This is a genomic window from Pseudoduganella sp. jia 12 (genome assembly GCF_055502675.1).
On the sequence record NZ_JBUXKP010000009.1, the window covers coordinates 180919 to 202936 of the forward strand.

A 22018-nucleotide genomic window follows, 5' to 3' on the forward strand; every position below is an offset into this window, starting at 1 on the left:
ATGAATTCGTCGCTGCAACAGGGTTTGAATCCTGTCCGCAGCAGCGTAGTGCCAGCCACCCGCCGGATGCACAGCCGGCATGGTGGCCGGCGACACCGGTTCCTTATCGTGGGTGATGGCATGAAGATGATTGTCGAAAAAATCGCGGACGAAACGGCGGATGTACGCTCGTTCCGCCTGGTGCGGGCCGATGGTGCGCCGCTCGCAGCGTATGAACCGGGGGCGCACGTCGACGTGACGGTGCCGGGCGGCATCACGCGGCAGTACTCGCTGTGCGGCGCGCCCGACGATGACCGCGCCTACACCATCGCCGTCAAGAAGGAACCGCTGTCGCGCGGTGGCTCGCGTGCCCTGCACGAGGCGGTCACGGTCGGCAGCGAACTGGACGTGGGCGAACCCCGCAACCTGTTCGCGCTCGATGCCGGCGCCACCGAACACGTGCTGTTCGCGGCGGGCATCGGCATCACGCCGCTGCTGGCGATGGCATATCGCCTGGTCGAACGCGGCCACACGTTTACGCTGCACTACTTCGTGCGCGGTCCGGAACACGCCGCGTTCGCCGACCTGCTGGCCGCGCCACCGTTTGCCCACCATGTGCGGTTCCACTATGGCGTCGACCGCGACCGCATGCCGCGCTACCTCGAGGCGTGCATGAACGCGGCAAGCCCGCACGCCCACGTCTACACCTGCGGCCCGGCGCCGTTCATGGACGCGGTGGTGGCCTGCGCGAGCAAGTCGCGCGGCGACGAAGCGATCCACCTCGAACACTTCCAGGCCGCCGCGCCGGCCGCCAGCGAAGCGGGCGACGGCGCCTTCGAAGTGGCGATCGCCAGTTCCGGCCAGGTATTGCCGGTACCCGCCGGCAGCACGATCGTCGATGTGCTGGCCAACGCAGGCATCGTCATCGACACCTCCTGCCGCGAAGGCATCTGCGGCACGTGCGTGGTGCCGCTGCTGGACGGCATGCCGGACCACCGCGACAACTGCCTGTCGAAGAAGGAGAAGGCCGCCAACGACCAGATCTGCCTGTGCGTGTCGCGCGCGTGCTCGGCACGGCTGGTACTCGACCTCTAGGCAAGCGGCAATCATCAATCAGATGAATGCAAGCCACGCATGTCGATCATCTCACCCTGCAATCATTGAAAGAACCGCATGACTTCCGCTGACACCACCACCGGCGCGTTCCGGGACCTGGCCAGCCGCCTCGACCGGCTGGAAAGCGCCCAGGCCATCCGCGCCACCCTCGCCCGCTACATGCTGCTGTGCGACCAGCCCTGCGACGACCGCGCCTTTCCGCAACTGCCGGACCTGTTCACGGCCGACGCCGTGTGGGAAGGCATCGGCCGGGAATACACCGGCACCTTCGGCCGCCACCAGGGCCGGGAGGCCATCGTGGCTTTCGTCGGCAGCTACCTGTCGCCTTCGCCGCACTTCGAACGCAACCTGCATTTCCTGACGTCCGACCAGGTGCGCGTGGCGGACGACGGCGCCACCGCGCGCGGTCAATGGCTGATGCTGCAACTGTCCACCTACGGCAGCGGTGGATCGGAAGCGATCACCGCGCGCCTCGACGTGGACTTCGCCCGCGGCGCCGACGGCTGCTGGCGCATCGCCCACTTCCGCACCGAACGGCTGGAATGCATGCCATGGGGCGTGCGCACGGAGGCCGCGGCATGAGCGCCTGGGTCCAACGGTTCGACCGCGACACCGATGGTCCGTCGATCGCCGTCAAGGATTGCATCGACATCGCCGGCCTGCCCACCTGCGCCGGCTGCGGCGCGCTGGCCGACGCGCCGCCGGCCGAACGCGACGCCGACACGGTCGCGGCGCTGCGCCATGCCGGCTGGCACATCGCCGGCAAGACCACGATGCATGAACTGGCGTACGGCATGAGCGGCGTGAACGCGTGGGCCGGCACGCCCCTCAATCCGCAGGATCCGCTGCTGATCCCGGGCGGCTCGTCGAGCGGGTCGGCCGCCGCCGTCGGCAGCGGCGAGGTCGATGCCGCGCTGGGCAGCGATACCGGCGGCTCGATCCGGCTGCCGGCCGCCTGCTGCGGCGTGATCGGCCTGAAGCCCACGTTCGGCCGGGTCAGCCGGCGCGGCGCCTGGCCGCGCGAGAGCAGCCTCGATTGCGTGGGCCCGTTTGCCCGCACGATGCCTGTCCTCGTTCACGTCATAGCCGCGATCGCACGCGATTTCGATGGCGCCGCCGCGGTGGCACCGATGCATGGCGCCCGGATCGGCCTTGTCGCCACCGCGAGCGACGATGCCGTGCAGGCCGCGCTGGCGGCGGCGCTGCAGGCCAGCGGCTGGTCCGTCCAGCCACGCGAGCTGCCAGGCATGCAGGCAGCCTTCGACGCCGCGATCGCGGTGATCAACAAGGAAACCTGGAACGCTTTCGGCGACCTGGCCAGCGACAGCCGGCTCGGGCAGGACGTCGCACAGCGCCTGGTCGCGGCCAGTGCGACGACGCATGGCGCCCTGGCGCATGCGGAGGCGGTACGCGCGCGCTTCATCGCCGAAGTCGACCAGGCGCTGGACGGTGTCGATGCGCTGTTGCTGCCCACGTTGCCGTCTCTGCCGCCCACGCTGGCCGACGTGGCGGCGGGCCGCCCGGTGGTTGCCCTGAGCGCGCTGGTCCGCCCTTTCAACCTCAGCGGCCATCCGGCGCTGAGCTACCCGGTTCCCGTTCCCGCCGCGGCCGGCCTTGCCGGCAGCCGCGTCAAGGCGGGACTGCAGCTGGTCGGCCGCCGCGGCGACGACGAGCGCCTCTGCGCACTGGCGCTGCACCTGGAACAGGCGCTGCGCGGCCCGGACCAATAACTTCTCCCTTTACTGGAGCATCACATGAACGCCCCTTTACGCTTCCATCCGCGCACGGCGGATTCCACTTACGGCAGCCTGGTGCAGGATGGCGCCGTCGACCCCGCCCTCTACACGGACCCGAAGATCTTCGATGCCGAGATGGACCGCATCTTCGCCCGCACCTGGGTATGGGTCGCGCACGTCAGCGAACTGCCGAAACCGGGCGACTTCCGTTCCACGTTCGTGGGCCGCAATCCGGTGATCGTCGTGCGCGACCGCCAGGACAACATCCACGTGCTGGAAAACCGCTGCCGCCACCGCGGCGCCACGGTCTGCGAAAAGACCAAGGGCAATGCGACCGGTTTCACCTGCCCCTACCACAGCTGGTCGTATGGGCTGGACGGCAAGCTGCGCGGCCTGCCCTATGCCGACGGCTACGAGGATGTGGTCGAGAAGGCCGACCTGCCGCTGAAGAGCCTTCGCGTGGGCGTGTATGCCGGCATGGTCTTCGCCAGCTACAACCAGGATATCGAGCCGCTCGAGGACTTCCTCGGCAATGCGCGCCACTGGATCGACCTGTTCATGAAACAGGGCGCCGGCTTCCCGGTCAAGACACAGGGCGAACACAAGTTCACCTTCAAGGGCAATTGGAAGATCCAGTTGGAGAACACCACCGACGGCTACCACTTCCCGGTGGTGCACAAGACCTTCCTGCAATCGGTCGATGCCGAGACGTCGGAGATGCTGTCGTTCATGACGGACGATGAAGCCATCACCCGCTCGCTGGGCAATGGCCACAGCGTGATGGTGATGGTGCCGGAACACGTGGACCTCGATGTCGACGACGGTACCGAGCAGCTGCAGGAGCGCTTCCAGCACGTGATCGATGCGCTGTCGAAGGACTATCCGGCCGAGCAGGTACGCCGCATCGTCCGTTCGCTGCACGGCGCCGGCTTCAACCTGAACCTGTTCCCGAACGTGGCCATGTCGATGTCGTTCTTCCGCGTGCTGCGCCCCGTGGCGGTGGACGAGACCGAGATCCGCCACATCGCGCTGGGCATGGATGGCGGCCCGGAAATCGCCAACCGCGAGCGCCTGCGCATCCATGAACACTTCCAGGGCCCGTTCGGCTTCGGCAGCCCGGACGATGCGGAAGCGTGGGAGCGCGTGCAGAGCGGCGCGCGGGCCGGGAAAGACGTGCCGATCCTCGTCAATCGCGGCCTGAACCGCGAATGGGTGGACAGCAACGGCGACAAGGTGTCGCATTCGACAGATGAAACCGGCATGCGCGAAGCCTATGCCATGTGGAAGAGGATGATGAGCAATGACTGATATGGATATCCCCGTCGCCGACCTGACGACCCCGCTGGGCCGCGCCATCGCGTTCATCTGGCGCGAGGCCGAACTGCTGGACAACAAGGACTACGATGCCTGGGGCGCCCTGTGGGCCGAGGACGGCCATTACGTGGTGCCGATCGACCCGGACACGGACGATTTCGAGAGCCAGCTGAACTACGCCTACGACGATGCCCGCATGCGCAAGCTGCGCATCGAACGCTTCACGTCCGGCTATTCGATGTCCGCCGCGGATTCGGCGCGGACGATCCGGACGGTGTCGCGCTTTTCCCTGGTGGGCATCGATGGCGACATCGTCGAAGTGCGCTCGGCCCAGCTGCTGGCGGCGCACAAGCGCGGCGCGACCACGCTGTTCGCCGCCAACCTGACGCACCGGGTGCGCCTGCTGCCTGCCGGCGCACTGCTGGAGCGCAAGGTGGTCCGGCTGATCAATTCGCAGGAGGCGCTGAACGCGCTGGGCTTCCTGCTGTAGGCCCCACTGCTGTACCCACTCGCTGTACTCCCGTATGGGTGGCGCGTGCAACGACTGCACGCGCCACGATCGCTGTCCCGTCGTATCGGCTTTCCGCACTGGTTTCAACCTGAACCTCCCACAACCAAAACAATCGAAAGGTTAGAAATGAGCATGAGCATCGCCTCGCACTGCACTGGTATCCGAGTTGCCTTGAAACGCCTGCCCCTGTCGCTGGGGCTGGCCGGGTCGATCGCCCTGCTGGCCGGCTGTGGCGGCCTGTCCGGCGACCGGACCGTGGTCACCGTGGAAAGCGGCATCCTCCAGGGGGCGGAAGCCGATGGCGTGCTGTCGTTCAAGGGCATCCCTTATGCGGCGCCACCGGTCGGCAACCTGCGCTGGCGCCCCACGCAGCCGGCCGCGCCGTGGAGCGGAACGCGCCCGGCCACCGCGTTCGGCCACGACTGCATGCAGCAGGTCTTCCCGAACGCTGCGCCGACGACCGCTGCGGCGCCCTCCGAGGATTGCCTGTTCCTCAATGTCTGGCGGCCGGTCAGCGAGGTGCCGGCCCGCGACAAATTGCCCGTGCTGGTGTATATCCACGGCGGCGCCTATACCTATGGCAGCGGCGCGTCGGACGGCAAGGCGTTCGCCAGGGAAGGCGTGATGCTGGTCACGTTCAACTACCGCTTGGGGCGCTTCGGCTTCTTCGCCCATCCCGCGCTGAGCGCCGAGCAGCCGAACGAGTTGCAGGGCAATTACGCGTATATGGACCAGGTCGCGGCATTGAAATGGATACAGCGCAATATCGCCGCCTTTGGCGGCGATCCCGACAACGTGACCGTCTCCGGCGAGTCGGCCGGCGGCGAGTCGGTGCACTCGCTGCTGACGACACCGCTGGCCAAGGGGCTGTTCCAGAAAGCGATAGTGCAATCCGGGAACGGCCGCGAAAATCAGGTGTACCGGCTATACCTGCGCCGCAATGCCAAGGGCATCGGCGCCTCCGGCGAGGAAATCGGCGTGACATTCGCCAAGAGCGTGGGAATCGACGATACCGGCGCCGGCGGCCTGGCCGCGTTGCGCGCGCTGTCCGCCGACCAGGTGCAGGCCAACCTCTACCTGGGCTACAACTATGCGGGCGGCCCGATGATCGAAGGGAAGATGGTGGTGGATGAACCGGGCGCGCAGTATGTCAGCGGCCAGTTCACCCCCGTCCCGCTCCTGATCGGCAGTACCGATCTCGATCTCGGCTTCGCCGCGCCTGCGCAGACCAAGGATGAAGCCTTCGCCATCTTCGGCGCGCCCAACCTGCCGGCGGCGCGCGCCGCCTTCGATCCCAAGGGCACCGCCACCGTCGACGACGTGCGCAACCAGATCGCCCGCGTGCAGTTGATGGACGAGCCGGCGCGGTTCGCGGCGCGGATCTTCGCCGCACACGGACAGCCCGCCTACGTGTACCGCTTCTCGTACGTTGCCGAGTCGGTCCGCGACAAGGTGCCTGGCGCCGTGCATGCCGCCGAGATGCCCTACGTGTTTGGCACCCTGGCGGACACGTATGGCAGCGCCGTGACGCCCCAGGACACCGCGGTGTCGCGGCTGACCACGGGCTATTGGGCGCAGTTCGCCAAGTCGGGCAATCCGAATGGGGGTGGACGCACTGCCTGGCCTGCGTATGCCGGGGAGAAGAATGGCATGCTCGAGTTCACTGCCGCTGGCACGGCTGCCGCGTTCGAGGCCGATCCGTTGAAAGCCCAGATCGACCTGGTGCAGGCGGTCAGTGATCGGAAAGCGGCGCAGTAAGGGCGCTGTCGGTGCAGCGGACCCGCGTCATGCCGGCGCGGGCCACTGCGCTCGATAGGACAGCACGATCGCATGCGCTTCCAGGCCGCATGCGAGTTGCTGCGTTCCGGTTCGATGCGATAGTACCGCACAGTGGCGCCCCGGATACTGTCGCACTGCGACACCCGGCGCAGGCACAGTTGTCGCAGCCGGGCGATGACGGTGCCACCCGGGCCGCGCCCTTGCCCGGGCAGGCGGCCAATTTTCTATCCCACCCCGACTGGATCGCGCTGGCACGCGTGTTGCTGTGTTCCTGTCTCCACAACAAAGGAGACAGAACATGACCGATCCGCAAACCGATACTTCGCGCACGATGCGCGCGGCCGTCTGGCATGGCCGCCACGATATCCGCGTCGAAACCGTCCCGCTGCCGCCGCCACCTCCCGAAGGATGGGTGCAGATCCACGTCCACTGGTGCGGCATCTGCGGATCCGATCTCCACGAATACCTGGCCGGCCCCGTGTTCATTCCCGTCGCTGCGCCCCACCCGCTGACGGGTGTCCAGGGGCAGTGCATCCTGGGGCACGAGTTCTGCGGCGAGATCGCCGCGGTCGGCCCCGGTGTGCACGGGTTCGCCGTCGGCGAACGCGTGGCCGCCGACGCGTGCCAGCATTGCGGGCATTGCTACTACTGCACGCATGGCATGTACAACATCTGCGAGCAACTCGCCTTCACGGGACTGATGAACAACGGCGCCTTCGCCGAACTGGTCAACGTTCCGGCCGAGCTGCTCTACAAGCTGCCGGCCGGCTTTCCCGCCGAAGCCGGCGCCCTGATCGAACCCCTCGCCGTCGGCATGCACGCGGTGAAGAAGGCCGGCAGCCTGCTCGGGCGCAGCGTCGTCGTGGTCGGCGCGGGAACCATCGGCCTTTGCACGATCGCGTGCGCGCGTGCCGCCGGGGCCACGCAGGTGATCGCGCTGGAGATGTCGGCGGCGCGCAAGGCGCGCGCCACGGCGGTCGGCGCCAGCCATGTGTTCGACCCGTCTTCCTGCGACGCGCTGGCCGAGGTGCGCCGCGTCACCGGCGGCCTGGGCGCGGACGTCGGCTTCGAGTGCATCGGCCACCGGGACACGGCAAAGCTGGCGATCGACGCGATCCGCAAGGCCGGCACCGCCGTGCTGGTCGGCGTCTTCGAGGAGCCGAGCAGCTTCAATTTCTTCGAACTGGTGGCCACTGAAGCCACGCATGTACAGAAAAGAGCTAACGCGCCGGGCTCAGATCGCTGGGATTTTAGCGATAGTCTGTGTCCGGTAATACGGGGCAAGATCACATGGCTTGTTCCCGCGCATAGGTGTCGATGCTGTCGAGTTGATGCTGCACCGAGTGATTTAGGCTGTTCGTAGACATGCGGGCATGGCCGCGACCGGAAAAATGGGAGACACATCTCCAACTAGCGGAACTGGCATGGACTCTCTCCGAAATCAAATTCAGTCTCGGCGGTGCCGAGTAGTCCGCTCGCCTAAGATTGCGAAGGGCGGCCGCGACCACCGCACAGTACGATTGAGTCCGCTTGCTCGGCATAGCCAAGTATTGCATGCAATGCCGTGACACATGGGCTGGTGCGACCGAAAAGGCAGTGTGATTCGCTGAGCATCGCCGGCGTCTATTTTGCTGAATGTTTTTTTGTACGGGCACAAATGCACTGAAGCGCAACGGTTGTCCGCCGCGCGCATATGCTCCTTACAGAGCCCGTTTCAGCCGAGCTGCCACTCGGCGTCCTTCAAGGTTGCGTGGGCGGATGCCACGTACCACAGCACTAGGCAAAATACCTCCAGGTAGAGGGACGCCTATGAGTTGCTAACTTGCCACAATGAACCCGTATGCGCCTCTTGCACCAATTTGACGTTTGAAAGAACTCCCACTTAGGAATACGCTTAAAGAGATAAAACGGGAGGTCGCCATGTTTCGTCACTGCTTTTTATGCGTAGCTCTAGCTTGGACTCCCATCGCTCAGGCCCAAGTAGCCGCGTCGCCGAGTGCCCCCCGCGGCGCTCCGCATGCGACGCAAGGGGTCATGTCAGGCGCGGCAGAACGTGCCCGCTTGTTAGAAGGGCTATCACAACAGTCACAAAGCACTAACAACCTACCCGTGAGTCGGGTTGACAGCGATGAATTGCGCGCCAAGATTAGAGCCATTCAAGGCCAGTCGGGGTTGATTCCCAACTGGCAAGTAAATCCTAAATTCATCGATATTTTACAAAACACTCCCGCTGCAACAGAAGCCGACGAAGTCAGAAAACAGCAGGTGATCCGTGGGCTGAGGGAACTCAAGCACTGCTCAGTCTGTTCTTCAGTTATGGGCGGTGGCGGACCAAACGGCGGCGACATCCCGCTTCATCCCCGAACCACGAGCTCGACCAGGAGCAGTACTGGGCCTAACAGCGACAGCCTAACCAACTCAATTTCGCCATTACTGCCCGAGTGCGCGCCTGAAAAACCGTACTACAAAACGAAGTCGAAGCTCTGCCTTTCGAAGAAAGAGGTTGCGGAAGATGTGCAGTGACCTCTTCCGCAGATGGATGGCGTGTGTGCTGTGGCTAATGCTCTTCACTACTTCAGACGCGCGTCCCGCTGCTGGACTTGACATCTCATCTTGTCCCAAGGGGAATGATGAGTGCGTTGAAAAATTCTACCGTATAAAGGTATTCCAGCTGAAAACCGAGCAGCACGAATTGAGGGTCGCTAGTGATAGGCGACTTGAGGAAGAAGAAAAGGTGGCGACACAGCACCGCATGTCGACGTTATGGGCGCAGTATATCGCAGGATGGATTATGCTCGGCTTGGGTCTTTGTATCATTGTCGCCGGCCTTATTATGAGTTGGCTTCAAATGGCCAAGGGATGGAATGATCAGAGTACCTTAGAAAGTGCTTTTGAGGTTAGCGCGCATGGGGTCAAATTGAAGTCGCCTGTAATTGGCCTCTTTATCTTTATAGCATCAATCTACTTTTTTCAGTTGTACATTTCGGAGGTCTACCGAATCACCGACGTTATCGATCGAAAGAAAAACGAAACTGCGGCGGCCAAGCCGGCGGTAGCAAGAACCTGCGCTGCCGAGACACCTGAAACAAGCGAACCATCCGCAGCTAACGTTGCAATAAACGACTTCGACAACAATCAATCCGGCGGAAGCCAATCAAATCCCTGATTCATGTACTTACTTCCTGAGCAATCGGTAGACACGAATTGTGCGCGAAATGCGTCCTGCTGGCTGATTATGCGCACAGCGATACTCAAGGCGACAATTCGCAGTTCCGGCGTGAACCGCCTCTCATCGGCCGAAGCCAACAGGTCCTCGGCAAAGCTCGTCAATTTCTTCATCGCTCGCTCCCTCCCCGCCTTTCCTAGCAGTAGGCTAGCAAACAATCTCTACGGCTCTGGTGCAAACCTGCAGCTCGGCTAGAATGACGGCCTTTGCCTGACATGCGTAGTTACACGAGCAAGAGCGACCTGTTCAAGGGCCAACACTTCGAACAAGATATCATCATCCTTTGCGTGCGCGGGTACCTGCGCTATAAGCTTTCGTACGGGCACTTGGTCGAGATGGTGGCCGAGCGAGGAGGCTTACAGATCGCTCACATGACAATTCTGCGCTGGGTGCAGCGGTATGCACCCGAGTGTGACAAACGCTGGAGCCGCTTCGCGGCGTCGGCAGGCACTTTCTGGCGGGTCGACGAAACGTACATGCATATCCGCGGTCGATGGGCATATCTCTACCGAGCAATGTATGCGTCAGGCAAGACAGTTGACTTCCGGCTGAGCATGTGTCGCAACGTCGCTTCAGTAAAAGCTTTCTTTCGAAAAGCACTACGCTCTCAGCGTCAGTCGACCAAGACGATCATGCAGGACGGTTATGCTGCCTCGCAGCGAGCCACCTTATAGAACTGCGGCCCGGGCTTCAGACTCCGAAGTTTTGCCTCAGTCAGCATTTCAGTCACCTCTCGAAACCATGAAGCATAAGATCACTAGAGGATTCAATGACTTATAATACCTTCGCAGAACACCGCAAAGGCACAATACCTAGAGCGACCTCCCAAATACCACGAAGGTTCAATGCCATGAACTACGGAAGAGATGAGTTTAAAACAATGCCTTACTCAAAATCCGATATCAGGATTGCGAGTTTCCAGAAATTTTCGGCAACATGGTACTTTGCCGATGAGCTAGCGCGGCCAGCTTTAGTACCATGATGAATGCCATAAAACTGTTTGGCTTTGAGCTGCTCGATGTTGCGAGCCTTTTCGAACTCGGCATAAAAAATCCTATAAAATCATCGACTTAGTCTTATTAAACTACCTGTGAATGCCTGAGCATTCAGCTAACGCCTCATTCCCACTCGACTATCAATTGGTTTCGCCAAGTCGTTGATTTCGATAGCGAAACGGGCTGGCGCTGCCGTCGGGATGCCATCGAAAATACCATGACTGCCGAGTCGCTACGACTATGAGCGACAAATCTCTCATTACGACAAATTATTGCTCAGCAATTTGTCGAGTTGCATGATCGACGGCGGGCCTTTAAGCGGTCAGCCTTCAGCGAAAGGTAACACCTCGTCCCGATAGTTTTGCTCCCGAAGTCTGGGTTCGGAAGCGACGGTGTCTTTCGAAATTCCCTTGAAGATTGTTGAAATAGCGGCAGCACCACTTACCCACCTCACCTACACCGACCTACGTGGCAAGCTTTGCATCTCCGTGGACAATACATATGCCCGGCCGACATTCCACGTAATCCAATGATGCCCAGCTATACGTCAGTATTCTCGCACCGGCACATTTTTCAGGAGGGCCGCAACCGATAACAAATCGCCTCAGCGGCACATCCATGGCAGCGCGGAAACTTGGGACGCCGCAGGCATCATGCTTGCTTGATTCGTGAGACAACGCCGGTGTCATCTTCTTTTGTTCCAAACTGACACAGGTGTTACATTAAGAATCAGCCTCCCGGGCAAAAACCGCCGCGCCAGACGGCCATGAAGGGGATTGGAGACATGTACCAACGCACGATTCCAGAAGCAGGCACCCCGCTCGCGCATGCCGAGCAATATGCCGATACCATCGAGATTTCCCGCCAGCGCTCGCAATCATTCGGCCTCGGCATCGGCACCAGCGTCGATCCCGATCCCCTGGGCGGAAGCGCCCTGAGCGCGCTGATCGAACAAAACCGGGTGTTGCACCGGCATGCGATACCGGCGATGGAGACCCTGTACCAGCAGATTGCCAATACGCACAACATGGTGATCCTTACCGATGCGAGCGGCGTGATCCTGCACTCGCTGGGCGACGACGATTTTGTCGAAAAGGCCAATCGCGTCGCGCTGCAGCCCGGTGTGGCATGGTCCGAGCAATGCCGGGGCACGAATGCGATCGGCACGGCCATCGCGGAAGGCAAGCCAACACTGGTACACGCTGATCAGCACTACCTGAAGGCGAACCATTTTCTCACCTGCTCCGCCGCACCGATCTCGGATCACCATGGCAGGGTGATCGGCGTGCTCGACGTGTCGGGCGACCAGCGCAGCTTCCACAATCACACGATGGCACTGGTGCGGATGTCCGCGCTGATGGTCGAGAACCAGCTGTTCTCCGCCACGTTCGAGGATTCGATCACGCTGCACTTCCACGCGCGGCCAGAGTTCATCGGCACGCTGATGGAAGGGATCGCGTCGTTTACGCCGGGCGGGCGCTTCATCTCCGCCAACCGCAGTGGCTTGTTCCAGCTGGGCCTGTCGTATGGCGCGCTGCAGCTGCACACCTTCAGCTCCCTGTTCGGCCTGTCCGTCTCCGCGCTCTACGACCACTACCGCACGGCGGCGCCGGGCATGCTGGACCTGTGCATGCACAGCGGCGTGCGCGTGGCGGCCCGCGCGCAACTGCGCCTGCAGCACGGCCATTTCCAGCACGCGCTGGCGGCCCATGAAGCCGGGCCACAGGCCGGCATTCCATCGAGCCCGGCTGCCCCGCGCCGGCTGTCCGGCCTGCGCTACCTGCGCACCGGCGACGCGCAGCTCGAGCAGGTCCTCGACCGGGTCGGCAAGGTCCTGGGCAAGGATATCCCCATCATGATCATTGGCGAGACCGGCACCGGCAAGGAATTGCTGGCCCAGGCCATCCACAACGACTCTCCCCGCGCCCAGGCGCCGTTCGTGCCCGTGAACTGCGCGTCGATCCCGGAAACGCTGATCGAATCCGAACTGTTCGGCTATGAGGATGGTGCCTTCACGGGCGCGCGCAAGAAAGGCGCCGTCGGCAAGATCCTGCAGGCCAACGGCGGCACGCTGTTCCTCGACGAAATCGGCGACATGCCCTTCAGCTTGCAGGCCAGGCTGCTGCGCGTGCTGCAGGAGCGGATGGTGACGCCGCTGGGCAGCAACAAGTCGATCCCCGTCAATGTGGAAGTGATCTGCGCCACCAACCACAACCTGCGCGAGCGCATCGCCCGCGGCCTGTTCCGCGAAGACCTCTACTACCGCCTGAACGGCCTCGTGGTCAAACTGCCCCCGCTGCGCGACCGTACCGACCTGGAAACCGTTGTGGGCAAGATCCTCGCCACCGAATCCGGGCAGGACCGCTACGACGTGGCCCCCGACCTGATGCGCATGTTCCGCCAGCATCAATGGCCGGGCAATTTCCGCCAGTTGACGAACCTGCTGCGCACCGCCGTCATCATGGCGGGCGACGAGCGCGTGATCGCCCTGCATCACATGCCGGACGACTTCATGGACGACCTGCATGCGACGCAGGGCAGCGGCAACGCTGCGCCGGCCGTCGCCCCGGCCGCCGCGCCGACTGCCCCGCCGCCCGAGGCCACCACCGACCTGGAGTCCATGGAGCACCGGATGATCGCCAGGGCACTCGATGCCCATGGCGGCAACGTCTCCGCCGCCGCACGCGCATTGGGGGTATCGCGCAACACGATCTACCGCAAGCTGCCCCATATCAGGTGAGCGGCAGCTCGGCCTTGGCGAAGCCCGGCGAACGGCGCGCCAGGCCACGCTTGTCGATCGTCAGCAGGTCCACGCCGGGAAGGCGCGCCGCCAGCGCATGCGCCCGCGCCGCGCCCAGCACCATGAAGGCTGTCGACAGGCCATCGGCCTGCAGACCGGTCGGCGCCATCACGGTCACACTGGCGAGATCCAGCGGCGAAAAGCCTGTCGCGGGATCGAAGATATGATGGTGTACGCAGTCCGGCGTGAAGGTGCTGGCGTAATCGCCCGAGGTGGCCATGGCTCGCTCGTCGAGCCTGACGACGGCATCCAGCGCCGCGGCATCGCGCGGGTCGCGCACGCCGAGTGTCCACGGGTGCCAGATCGTGGCGGAATTCGCCGTGGGATTGCGCCCGCGCGCAATGAATTCGCCCGTGTCGAGCAAGGCCGCCTCGATGCCGCGCTCGCGCAGCGTTTGCAGCGCGAGGTCCGCCGCGTAGCCCTGTGCCAGGCCATTCAAGGTGATCGCCATGCCCGGCCGCGTCAACCGCACGACGGTCGCGTCGAACGCCACATGGCGCCAGTTCACCTGCCGGGCGGCGCGCAGCCTGTCATGCTCCGGTGGCAGCCGCACCCTTCCGGTGGCGGCGGCCGCGTTGAATGCCTGCCACAAAGGCTGGACCGTGATATCGAACGCGCCGCAGGTGAGCTGCGACAGGCGGCGCGCCTCTTCCAGCACCGCGAGCAGCTGGTGCGACGGCCGGCGCAGGATGCCATCGCGGTTCAGGCGCGCCACTTCGCTGCGCGGCGAATAGAGATTCATCAGGCGGTCCACCGCACGCGCCGCGCAAAGCGCGTCCGCGATGGCGCCCTGCGCCACGGCGCGGTCGTGATGCACCGCCGCGATACTCACCGTGGTACCGAAGGCGAGCGTTGCCCCGGTGAACAGGCGCGCCCCGGCAGGTGCGGGCACGGTAGCGCACAATCCCAATGATGCGGCGATGAAGGTACGACGTTTCATGGCATTTCCTCCGGCAGGATGGCGATCGTGCGATAGTGTTTTTGCCGCGCGATCAGCGGCGCGCAGCGGGTCGGGCTGTCATGGATTTCCACGCAGTCCAGGCATTGGAAGCACTCGTCGTAGGCCACTGCCCCACCGGGGCCGATGGCCTGGTAGGCGCAGCGGTGGCGGCAGGTCTGGCAAGGCGTACCACACTCGGCGCGGCGCGGGATCCAGTCGAACAAGCGCACCCTTCCAAGCAGTGCCAGTGCGGCGCCGAGCGGGCACAGGTAGCGGCAAAAGAACTTGTGCACCGCCGTGGCCAGCGCCAGCAGGCCCGCCGCGTACAGCACGAAAGGCCACGTCCGCACGAAATTGAGGGTAATGGCGGTCTTGAACGGTTCCAGTTCCACCAGCCAGGCCGTCCATTGCGGCGAGACCAGGGCTGCAGCGAGCACCAGCGCGAGCAGCACGTACTTGAGCCGCTTCAGGCGCCGGTCCCGCGCCGTGTGCAGGCGCACCTGGCGCACGCCGAGGGCCCTGCCCAGCTGGCCGGCGAACTCCTGCAACGCACCGAACGGGCACAGCCAGCCACAGAACGTGCCGCGCCCCCAGGCAAACAGTGACAAGGCCACGCAGCCCCACAGTGCCAGGGTCATCGGATCGAACAGCAGGTATGCCAGTCCGCGGCCATCGCGCAGCGACTGCACCGTGCCGGTCAGGTTGACGATGGATAGCTGAGCCTGGGCCACATAGCCGATGAAGCCCACCGTGAACAGCAGGTACCCGGCGCGAAAGCGCGGCAGCCATCCGGACGCCGCGAGCCGGCGTTGCTGCCACAGCGCGAAGACGAGCAGGGCCAGCCCCGCCGCCAGCACGGCCAGTTCCAGGCGGCGTGCGCGCCAGCTGGCACGCCAGTCCTTGCCGTCGTCCGGCGGCGCTTCGACGAAGCGCGCCGGCAGCCGGTACATCATGGCCGCCTCGCGCGTGGTGCGTTCCGGATAGACGATCCCCTTGCTGCGCGTGATGGGCAACGTGACGGCGAAAGGCATGCCCGCATCGAGGCCGGACTGCGCGAGCACACGGAACACGGTGAATTGCCCGCCCGGCAGCACGGCGGGCTCGCGCAGGCGCAGATCCAGGTCGAGGTCGCGCATTTCCAGCGGCAGCCCGTCCTGCCGCAGTTGCAGCCGCTGCGGCACGCTGCCACGCACGAAATCCTCGCCCAGCAGGTCGTAGGGGCCGGACCAGTGCACCAGCAGCGCATGATCGCCCGGTTCCAGCCGCGCCGACAGGCGACGCCAGCTTCGATCGTCCAGCAGCTGGCTGCCGATGGCGGGCACCGAGACCAGCGCCACATGCACGTCGACGAACGTGCCGCCTCTCTCCACCCTGCCCTTCGGCCCCCGTGCCTGTCCGGTGTCGAAGCCGGCTCCGGCACTGCCGGCAAACAGGCGATCCACGTCGCCATTGGCCAGGTGCAGCCGGCCGACCAGGCCCTGCGCCAGCATCGCGCGGGTATCGAGTACCTCGCGATACAGCGGGAGTACGCGCGCCATCATGCCGGGATCACGGCCCTGTGCGAAACCCAGCCTGGCACGCGCCACGCCCAGCGCGGCCGCCAGCACGGACTGGTTGACGATGCGCACGGAAGCGGTAGCCTTGGCCACGCCATCCAGGTAGGCGTGCCGGCCGTCGGCCAGGCGCGCGCCCTTGCTGTCGATCGCCACGTTCTGCCCCAGCGAGATGCCCCGGTACTGCTCCACGAAGCGGCGCAGCGGTTCCTCGCCCAGCCCTTCGAGGAAGACCGGCTCGTGCTGCGCCAGTACGGCCACGTCCAGGAAGGTTCCCTGCGCATCGATAGCCACCAGCAGGTTCGGCGGCACGCCCGCGAACCCGGGAACCGGGGCCAGGTCGGCCGATTCGAACACGTAGCCGGCAAGCACCGTGGCCGTGCCCTCCTGCCGGAACAGCGGCCAGGCCGGCAGGGTCGCATCCCGCTCGCCGACCACCAGCGGCGGCGGAAAGCGCTGCACCAGCTGTGCGCGTGTCAGCGTGCCGCCATGCGCCAGCCCGGCCACCATCGCCAGCAGGCATGGCAGCAGGCATGGCAGCAGAGATGGCAGCAAGTAAGCGAGCACGCGGAGGCGAACGAAGGCCATGGGCTCAGAAGATGATGATGCCGCCCAGCGAGCCGCCATGCATCTTCGCCGTGCCGCCGCCGAAGCCTTTCGACTTCGTCTCGCCGACTTCCGCCACCAGCGTGACCACCTTGTTCAGCGCGTAGTAAGCTCCCACGGTCAGGTTGGCGTTCGATTCCAGGCCCGCGGTGCCCGCGGCGTCGCTGTCGTTGCGGCTGACACCGTAGCCGACACCGAGCTTGAGCTTTTCCGTGACCTTGTACGTGCCCTGCGCGAACCAGTTCTTCGACCGCACGTCGCCCTGGTCGGCGTCCGACAGGATGCCCAGCCCGCGCCCGCCCTGGAAATTGATCAGCACGCCGGCCGGGCCGCCCTGCCACGATGCGCCCGCCTCGTAGCCGGCCATCGTGAAGTCTTCCACGCCAGGCGCCACGGCATTGAACTTCTGCGTCTTGGCACCGATCCACGCCTTGAAACCCTCGGCCGCATACGTCGCCTGTGCCTGCACCTGCGGGTTCGACTTCGTCTTGTAGCGGTTGGCCTCGACAATGGGCGAATCGCTGACTGGGCTGACCAGCGCCACGTCGATAACGATGCCGGCCATCTTCGGCGAGCTCCAGGCGATCTGGCCGTAGTAGCCCACATAGCTGTAGCCGGCGCCGATGTGGCCCAGCGTGACGCGGCCCCGCTGCGTGGCCTGCACGGGCGCGCCGGCGCCGATCAGGGTCATGTCGCCGAAGATCGCGTTGGCGCCGAAGATGCCGTTGTCGCGGCCCAGCTTCACCGTGCCCATGTCCGCGTTGCCGAACGTGAAGTAGGCCTGCCGCACATCGACTTCGCTGTTCTGTGCGATGGCGCTGTCGGTGGCGGTGGCGTGGTAGATACCGATGTGGGCCTTGACGTCGAAATCGCCCTGGCGCGACGTGGCGGATGTCACCAGGCCATTGGGCAACAGGCCGTTGCCGATCGTGGTGCGTCCATCCTCGCCACCGCAGCCGATCGCGCGGCTGGCCAGAGCCAGGCCGGCCAGCGCATCGCCCGAGCACGACACATGGGTGTAGTAGGCGTTGACGATGCCGCCCACGTTGACATTCCAGTCGCCGGCCTTGATATCGACAGCGTGCGCCGCGGGTGCCACGCACAGCGCCATCGCACCTCTCAACAGTGTCTTCCTCATCGCAGTCTCCTTGTTTTAGTGTGTGCATCGAACCGATGCGCCGGGTAGTGCGCAATTTGCGTGCCCGTGACCGCCAAGGGGCAGCGGCGCACCGGCGCCATGCCGGTTGTGCAAAACCTGATCAACCGGGTGTGCCACTGTCATTTTCTGGAGCGTTCCACGGATGCTGCGCCGCGCAAAAAAACAGGCGGCCGGAGCCGCCTGCGAAAGGAGAACCCGGTACTCACCTGCCGGTCAGCTTGAACACCCACACGGAACCGCCCTGCTCGAGGAAATTGACTTTCTTCGCCACCTCGCCGCCCCACAGCGGCACGGCCCCGCCCCAGCCGGACACCACGGCCACGTACTGCGTGCCGCCTTCCTGCCAGGTGACTGGGGGTGCCACCACGCCGGAGCCGGTCTGGAATTTCCACAATTCCTTGCCGGTCTTCGCATCGAGCGCTTTCAGGTAGCCTTCCGGCGTGCCGTAGAAGACCAGGTTGCCCGCCGTGGTCATCACGCCGCCCCACAAGGGCGCGGTATTCTTCGCTTCCCATACGATCCTGCCGCTTTTCGGATCGACCGCGCGCAGGGCGCCGATATAGTCGGCGAACAGGGGCCTGATCGTGAAACCGGCGCCGAGGAAAGCCCCGCCCTTCTTGTAGGAGATCGGTTCATTCCAGATATCCATGCCCCATTCGTTGGCGGGCACATAGAACAGCTTCGTTTGCGGGCTGTACGCCATCGGCATCTGGTTTTTCGCGCCCAGGAACGCCGGCGCCGCAAACACCGTGCTGCCCTTCTGGCCTTCGGGCCCCTTGGTGGGGTCGCCGGGACGGCCCGCATCGATGAACTTCGGGCGGCCCGTCTTCAGGTCGATGCCGGAAGCCCACGTGATCTTCTTCACGAACGGGAAGGCATTCTCCAGTTTGCCGTTCTTCGCATCGACGACATAGAAGAAGCCGTTGCGGTCGGCCTTGCCACCCAGGCGCCTGCCATCCATGTCGAACGTCACGAACTCGTTGGCGCCATCGAAGTCCCACGCATCGTTCGGCGTGTTCTGGTACGCCCACTTGATGCGGCCCGTCGCCGGATCGAGCGCCACGGTCGACGACGAGTACAGGTTGTCGCCGGGGCGCAGGTGGCTGTTCCACGGCGCCGGGTTGCCCGTGCCGATATACGCCAGCCCGGTGCTGGCATCGTAGGTGCCGCCCATCCACGTGGATGCGCCGCCGGTCTTCCACAGGTCTCCCGGCCAGGTCCGGTTGGCAGTGCCGGTCACGCCATCCTCGATGGCGTTGCCGTCCTTGTCGTAACGGTGGCCCATGTGCCCTTCGACCATCGGCCGGCTCCACAGCAATTCCCCGGTCTTCGGATTACGCCCTTCCACGCGCCCCACGATGCCGAATTCGCCGCCGGAGACGCCCGTGATCAGCACTCCCTTGGCGACCAGGGGCGCGGCGGTCATCGAATAGCCCGCCGCGTAATCGTCGACTTTTTCCTTCCAGACGATCTTGCCGGTATCCTGGTCCAGCGCCACCAGCTGCGCATCGAGTGTGCCGAAGATAACGAGGTTGTCGAACAGCGCCGCGCCGCGGTTGACCACATCGCAGCAAGGCATGATCCCTTCCGGCAGGCGGTGTTCGTACTTCCACAGCTTGTTGCCGGTTTTGAGGTCGATCGCGAAGATGCGCGAATACGACGCCGTGACGAACATCTTGCCGTTGAAGATCACCGGCTGCGATTCCTGCCCGCGCTGCTTTTCGCCGCCGAAAGAGAACGACCACGCCGGCACCAGCCGGGCCACGGTGCCGGTATTGATCTGCTTGAGCGGCGAATAACGCTGCCCCTGCGTGCCCATGCCGAACGACAGCACGTTGGCGGTATCCTTCTCCGCATTCTCGAGCATCGCATTGGTCACGCTGGCGCCCTGCGCGGCCAGCGCAGCCGTCCCCAGCAGCATTCCCGTAATGAGTTTTTGCACGATTATCTCCTCTTGTTTTAACTACTCGTTTGGTCGACGGGCAGGCGATCCCTGCAACGCCGCGTTTTCCGCATCGCTGAACAGCCGTGATCGCAGCAGGAAGCGGCACCCGCTGCCGTTATCGAGCGAGAACATGCCGCCGTTGCCGGGCACCACGTCGATGATCAGCTGCGTGTGCTGCCAGTAGTCGAACTGTTCGCGCCCGATGTAGAACGGCGCGCCATCCAGGTTGCCCAGGTAAACGTCGCTATCGCTGATCGAGAACTCGCCCGCCGGATAGCACATCGGCGCGCTCCCGTCACAGCAGCCGCCCGACTGGAAAAACATCACCGGCCCGTGGACCCCGCGCAATTCGCCAAGCAGTTGCAGTGCCGCCGCGGTGGCCGTCACCCTTTCGATCGTGTCCATCGTCGCTCGCGCCGTGCGGACGGCGGCCGCGTGCGGCGCCAGACGGATATCCCTGTCCATCGTCCACCTCCGTCAAAATATGGCCACGTTCAAGTGGTGTCCCTGGAGCTGCCAGCACGGCCGCAGGGCAAGGCACATCGTCGAGCACAGCACTTCGGTACGGCGGGACGAATGCAGCGCAGCCATGGGGCCGGGTCGGCGGCTCCTAGAAGAAGCCCAGCGCGTTCGGGCTGTAGCTGACCAGCAGGTTCTTGGTTTGCTGGTAGTGGTCGAGCATCATCTTGTGGTTCTCGCGGCCGATGCCGGACTGCTTGTAGCCGCCGAACGCCGCGTGGGCCGGGTATAGGTGATAGCAGTTGGTCCACACGCGGCCGGCCTGGATGCCGCGGCCCACCCGGAAGGCGCGCGCGCCGTCCCGGGTCCACACGCCGGCACCCAGGCCGTACAGCGTGTCGTTGGCAATGCGCAGTGCGTCGGCTTCATCCGTGAACGTGGTCACGGAAACCACCGGGCCGAAGATCTCTTCCTGGAAGATGCGCATCGTGTTGTCGCCCTTGAACACGGTGGGCCGCACGTAGTAGCCGCCGGCCAGGTCGCCGCTCTGCACATGGCGCTCGCCGCCGGCCAGCAGCTCGGCGCCCTCTTCCTTGCCGATGGCCATGTACGACAGGATTTTCTCCAGCTGTTCCTGCGAAGCCTGGGCGCCGAGCATCGTTGTGGCATCGAGCGGGTTGCCCTGCCGGATCGCCGCCACACGCGCCAGCGCGCGCTCGATGAAGCGGTCGTAGATCGATTCCTGGATCAGCACGCGCGACGGGCAGGTGCACACTTCCCCCTGGTTCAGCGCGAACATGGCGAAGCCTTCCAGGCATTTGTCGAAGAACGCGTCGTCCGCATCCATCACGTCGGCAAAGAAGATGTTCGGCGATTTGCCGCCCAGTTCCAGCGTGACGGGAATCAGGTTCTGCGCCGCGTATTGCATGATCAGGCGGCCGGTGCCGGTCTCGCCCGTGAACGCGATCTTGGCGATGCGCTTGCTCGACGCCAGCGGCTTGCCGGCCTCCAGGCCGAAGCCGTTGACGATGTTCAGCACGCCCGGCGGCAGCAGGTCGGCGATCAGTTCCGCCAGCACCAGGATGGATGCCGGCGTCTGCTCGGCCGGTTTCAGGACGACGCAGTTGCCGGCCGCCAGCGCCGGCGCCAGCTTCCACACGGCCATCAGGATGGGGAAATTCCACGGGATGATCTGCCCCACGACACCCAGCGGCTCATGGAAGTGATAGGCGTAGGTTTCCGCATCGATCTGCGACACCGACCCTTCCTGGGCCCGGATGCAGCCGGCGAAGTAGCGGAAGTGATCGATGGCCAGCGGAATGTCCGCCGCCGTGGTTTCGCGGATCGGCTTGCCGTTGTCGATGGTTTCGGCGGTGGCGATCAGCGCCAGGTTCTGCTCCATGCGGTCGGCGATGCGGTTCAGGATGCTGGCGCGCTCGGCCGGCGACGTGCGGCCCCACGCATCCTTGGCGGCGTGTGCCGCGTCCAGCGCCAGTTCGATATCCTCGGCCGTCGACCGCGCCACTTCGCAGAACGGCAGGCCGGTGATCGGGGTCACGTTGGGGAAGTATCTGCCCCCGACGGGCGGCACGAACTGGCCGCCGATGAAATTGTCGTAGCGTTGCTTGAACGGGTTGGCAACACCCAGTTTGCTGATATCGGCGAGATCCATGTCATCCTCTTTCGTTGATTTTTCGTTGATTTTTCGTTGATTTTTCGTTGATTTTTCGTTGACTGTCGGTCCGCCCGGGTGGACGGTCCGGCTGTCGTCGCACAGTGTCATGCGCAAGTGCCGTGCCAGCCCTTTCCGCGGCAGAAGTGCCACGTCGGGGCACAGGGCTGCCCGCCCGTGCTGTCACAGGTGTACCAGGCTGGAACAACCAGGGTGCGATTGGCCGGC

General features: G+C 64.4%; 17 protein-coding genes and 1 pseudogene. 11 read left to right on the forward strand and 7 right to left on the reverse strand.

The genetic code is table 11. From position 1 onward, the window contains the following. Positions 1 to 120 precede the first annotated feature (120 nt). The 9 genes from ACY65G_RS20495 to ACY65G_RS20535 all read left to right on the forward strand — a co-directional run bounded on the left by ACY65G_RS20495 (position 121) and on the right by ACY65G_RS20535 (position 9601). Entirely contained in the window at positions 121 to 1074 is a 954-nt protein-coding gene (locus ACY65G_RS20495; protein WP_464999144.1) for a PDR/VanB family oxidoreductase, read from the forward strand. 78 nt (positions 1075 to 1152) lie between these two features. Next, positions 1153 to 1677 (forward strand): nuclear transport factor 2 family protein, encoded by a 525-nt coding sequence (locus tag ACY65G_RS20500; RefSeq protein ID WP_464999145.1) that lies wholly within the window; start codon positions 1153 to 1155, stop codon positions 1675 to 1677. Then, positions 1674 to 2825 carry an amidase gene (locus tag ACY65G_RS20505; RefSeq protein WP_464999146.1) on the forward strand — a complete coding sequence of 384 codons (1152 nt, stop codon included), beginning with the start codon at positions 1674 to 1676 and terminating at the stop codon, positions 2823 to 2825. Before ACY65G_RS20500 ends, ACY65G_RS20505 begins: the two co-directional genes overlap by 4 nt. A gap of 24 nt (positions 2826 to 2849) precedes the next feature. After that, on the forward strand, positions 2850 to 4139 hold the full coding sequence (locus ACY65G_RS20510) for an aromatic ring-hydroxylating oxygenase subunit alpha (protein WP_464999147.1): 1290 nt from the start codon (positions 2850 to 2852) through the stop codon (positions 4137 to 4139). Between the two features lies 1 nt (position 4140). Further along, on the forward strand, positions 4141 to 4635 hold the full coding sequence (locus tag ACY65G_RS20515) for an aromatic-ring-hydroxylating dioxygenase subunit beta (protein ID WP_464999264.1): 495 nt from the start codon (positions 4141 to 4143) through the stop codon (positions 4633 to 4635). Between the two features lie 192 nt (positions 4636 to 4827). Then, positions 4828 to 6414 (forward strand): carboxylesterase/lipase family protein, encoded by a 1587-nt coding sequence (locus ACY65G_RS20520; protein ID WP_464999148.1) that lies wholly within the window; start codon positions 4828 to 4830, stop codon positions 6412 to 6414. Positions 6415 to 6766: 352 nt separating this feature from the next. After that, positions 6767 to 7798 (forward strand): 2,3-butanediol dehydrogenase, encoded by a 1032-nt coding sequence (locus ACY65G_RS20525; protein ID WP_464999265.1) that lies wholly within the window; start codon positions 6767 to 6769, stop codon positions 7796 to 7798. A 671-nt stretch (positions 7799 to 8469) separates the two neighbouring features. Further along, the gene (locus ACY65G_RS20530; RefSeq protein ID WP_464999149.1) at positions 8470 to 8958 is read left to right on the forward strand and encodes a hypothetical protein; all 489 of its coding nucleotides are present in this window, start codon (positions 8470 to 8472) and stop codon (positions 8956 to 8958) included. A gap of 16 nt (positions 8959 to 8974) precedes the next feature. Beyond that, complete coding sequence (locus ACY65G_RS20535; RefSeq protein WP_464999150.1) at positions 8975 to 9601, forward strand: hypothetical protein; 627 nt, start codon at positions 8975 to 8977, stop codon at positions 9599 to 9601. On the opposite strand, the gene ACY65G_RS20540 is transcribed toward ACY65G_RS20535, so the two are convergent. Next, complete coding sequence (locus ACY65G_RS20540; RefSeq protein WP_464999151.1) at positions 9571 to 9774, reverse strand: hypothetical protein; 204 nt, start codon at positions 9772 to 9774, stop codon at positions 9571 to 9573. The genes ACY65G_RS20535 and ACY65G_RS20540 overlap by 31 nt on opposite strands. 102 nt (positions 9775 to 9876) lie before the next feature. Between ACY65G_RS20540 and ACY65G_RS20545 the strand changes: the two are divergent. Both ACY65G_RS20545 and ACY65G_RS20550 read left to right on the forward strand, forming a co-directional pair. Then, a pseudogene (locus tag ACY65G_RS20545) lies at positions 9877 to 10326 on the forward strand (IS6 family transposase); the annotation flags it as partial. A gap of 1114 nt (positions 10327 to 11440) precedes the next feature. After that, positions 11441 to 13396 (forward strand): sigma-54-dependent Fis family transcriptional regulator, encoded by a 1956-nt coding sequence (locus ACY65G_RS20550; RefSeq protein WP_464999152.1) that lies wholly within the window; start codon positions 11441 to 11443, stop codon positions 13394 to 13396. Here the strand turns inward: ACY65G_RS20550 and ACY65G_RS20555 are convergent. The 6 genes from ACY65G_RS20555 to adh form a co-directional block, all read right to left on the reverse strand. After that, complete coding sequence (locus ACY65G_RS20555; protein WP_464999153.1) at positions 13389 to 14396, reverse strand: FAD:protein FMN transferase; 1008 nt, start codon at positions 14394 to 14396, stop codon at positions 13389 to 13391. The genes ACY65G_RS20550 and ACY65G_RS20555 overlap by 8 nt on opposite strands. After that, the gene (locus ACY65G_RS20560; RefSeq protein WP_464999154.1) at positions 14393 to 16537 is read right to left on the reverse strand and encodes a 4Fe-4S binding protein; all 2145 of its coding nucleotides are present in this window, start codon (positions 16535 to 16537) and stop codon (positions 14393 to 14395) included. The genes ACY65G_RS20555 and ACY65G_RS20560 overlap by 4 nt, the downstream gene beginning before the upstream one ends. Positions 16538 to 16541: 4 nt before the next feature. Next, on the reverse strand, positions 16542 to 17693 hold the full coding sequence (locus tag ACY65G_RS20565) for a porin (RefSeq protein WP_464999155.1): 1152 nt from the start codon (positions 17691 to 17693) through the stop codon (positions 16542 to 16544). Between the two features lie 223 nt (positions 17694 to 17916). Then, positions 17917 to 19635, reverse strand: a complete 1719-nt coding sequence (locus ACY65G_RS20570) for a PQQ-dependent methanol/ethanol family dehydrogenase (protein ID WP_464999266.1) — start codon at positions 19633 to 19635, stop codon at positions 17917 to 17919. A gap of 42 nt (positions 19636 to 19677) precedes the next feature. Then, positions 19678 to 20064 (reverse strand): DUF779 domain-containing protein, encoded by a 387-nt coding sequence (locus tag ACY65G_RS20575; protein ID WP_464999267.1) that lies wholly within the window; start codon positions 20062 to 20064, stop codon positions 19678 to 19680. Between the two features lie 205 nt (positions 20065 to 20269). Further along, positions 20270 to 21790 carry an aldehyde dehydrogenase gene (adh, locus tag ACY65G_RS20580; RefSeq protein WP_464999156.1) on the reverse strand — a complete coding sequence of 507 codons (1521 nt, stop codon included), beginning with the start codon at positions 21788 to 21790 and terminating at the stop codon, positions 20270 to 20272. Positions 21791 to 22018: the final 228 nt, after the last annotated feature.

What these genes read in the sequence shown, in the direction of transcription:
- ACY65G_RS20560 (WP_464999154.1), bottom strand. Translation starts at nt 16,537, where the DNA reads ATGGCCTTCGTTCGCCTCCGCGTGCTCGCTTACTTGCTGCCATCTCTG.
- ACY65G_RS20550 (WP_464999152.1), top strand. Translation starts at nt 11,441, where the DNA reads ATGTACCAACGCACGATTCCAGAAGCAGGCACCCCGCTCGCGCATGCC.
- adh (WP_464999156.1), bottom strand. Translation starts at nt 21,790, where the DNA reads ATGGATCTCGCCGATATCAGCAAACTGGGTGTTGCCAACCCGTTCAAG.
- ACY65G_RS20510 (WP_464999147.1), top strand. Translation starts at nt 2,850, where the DNA reads ATGAACGCCCCTTTACGCTTCCATCCGCGCACGGCGGATTCCACTTAC.
- ACY65G_RS20495 (WP_464999144.1), top strand. Translation starts at nt 121, where the DNA reads ATGAAGATGATTGTCGAAAAAATCGCGGACGAAACGGCGGATGTACGC.
- ACY65G_RS20565 (WP_464999155.1), bottom strand. Translation starts at nt 17,693, where the DNA reads ATGAGGAAGACACTGTTGAGAGGTGCGATGGCGCTGTGCGTGGCACCC.
- ACY65G_RS20535 (WP_464999150.1), top strand. Translation starts at nt 8,975, where the DNA reads ATGGCGTGTGTGCTGTGGCTAATGCTCTTCACTACTTCAGACGCGCGT.
- ACY65G_RS20555 (WP_464999153.1), bottom strand. Translation starts at nt 14,396, where the DNA reads ATGAAACGTCGTACCTTCATCGCCGCATCATTGGGATTGTGCGCTACC.
- ACY65G_RS20500 (WP_464999145.1), top strand. Translation starts at nt 1,153, where the DNA reads ATGACTTCCGCTGACACCACCACCGGCGCGTTCCGGGACCTGGCCAGC.
- ACY65G_RS20575 (WP_464999267.1), bottom strand. Translation starts at nt 20,064, where the DNA reads ATGGACACGATCGAAAGGGTGACGGCCACCGCGGCGGCACTGCAACTG.
- ACY65G_RS20525 (WP_464999265.1), top strand. Translation starts at nt 6,767, where the DNA reads ATGCGCGCGGCCGTCTGGCATGGCCGCCACGATATCCGCGTCGAAACC.
- ACY65G_RS20570 (WP_464999266.1), bottom strand. Translation starts at nt 19,635, where the DNA reads ATGCTGCTGGGGACGGCTGCGCTGGCCGCGCAGGGCGCCAGCGTGACC.
- ACY65G_RS20505 (WP_464999146.1), top strand. Translation starts at nt 1,674, where the DNA reads ATGAGCGCCTGGGTCCAACGGTTCGACCGCGACACCGATGGTCCGTCG.
- ACY65G_RS20530 (WP_464999149.1), top strand. Translation starts at nt 8,470, where the DNA reads ATGTCAGGCGCGGCAGAACGTGCCCGCTTGTTAGAAGGGCTATCACAA.
- ACY65G_RS20515 (WP_464999264.1), top strand. Translation starts at nt 4,141, where the DNA reads ATGGATATCCCCGTCGCCGACCTGACGACCCCGCTGGGCCGCGCCATC.
- ACY65G_RS20540 (WP_464999151.1), bottom strand. Translation starts at nt 9,774, where the DNA reads ATGAAGAAATTGACGAGCTTTGCCGAGGACCTGTTGGCTTCGGCCGAT.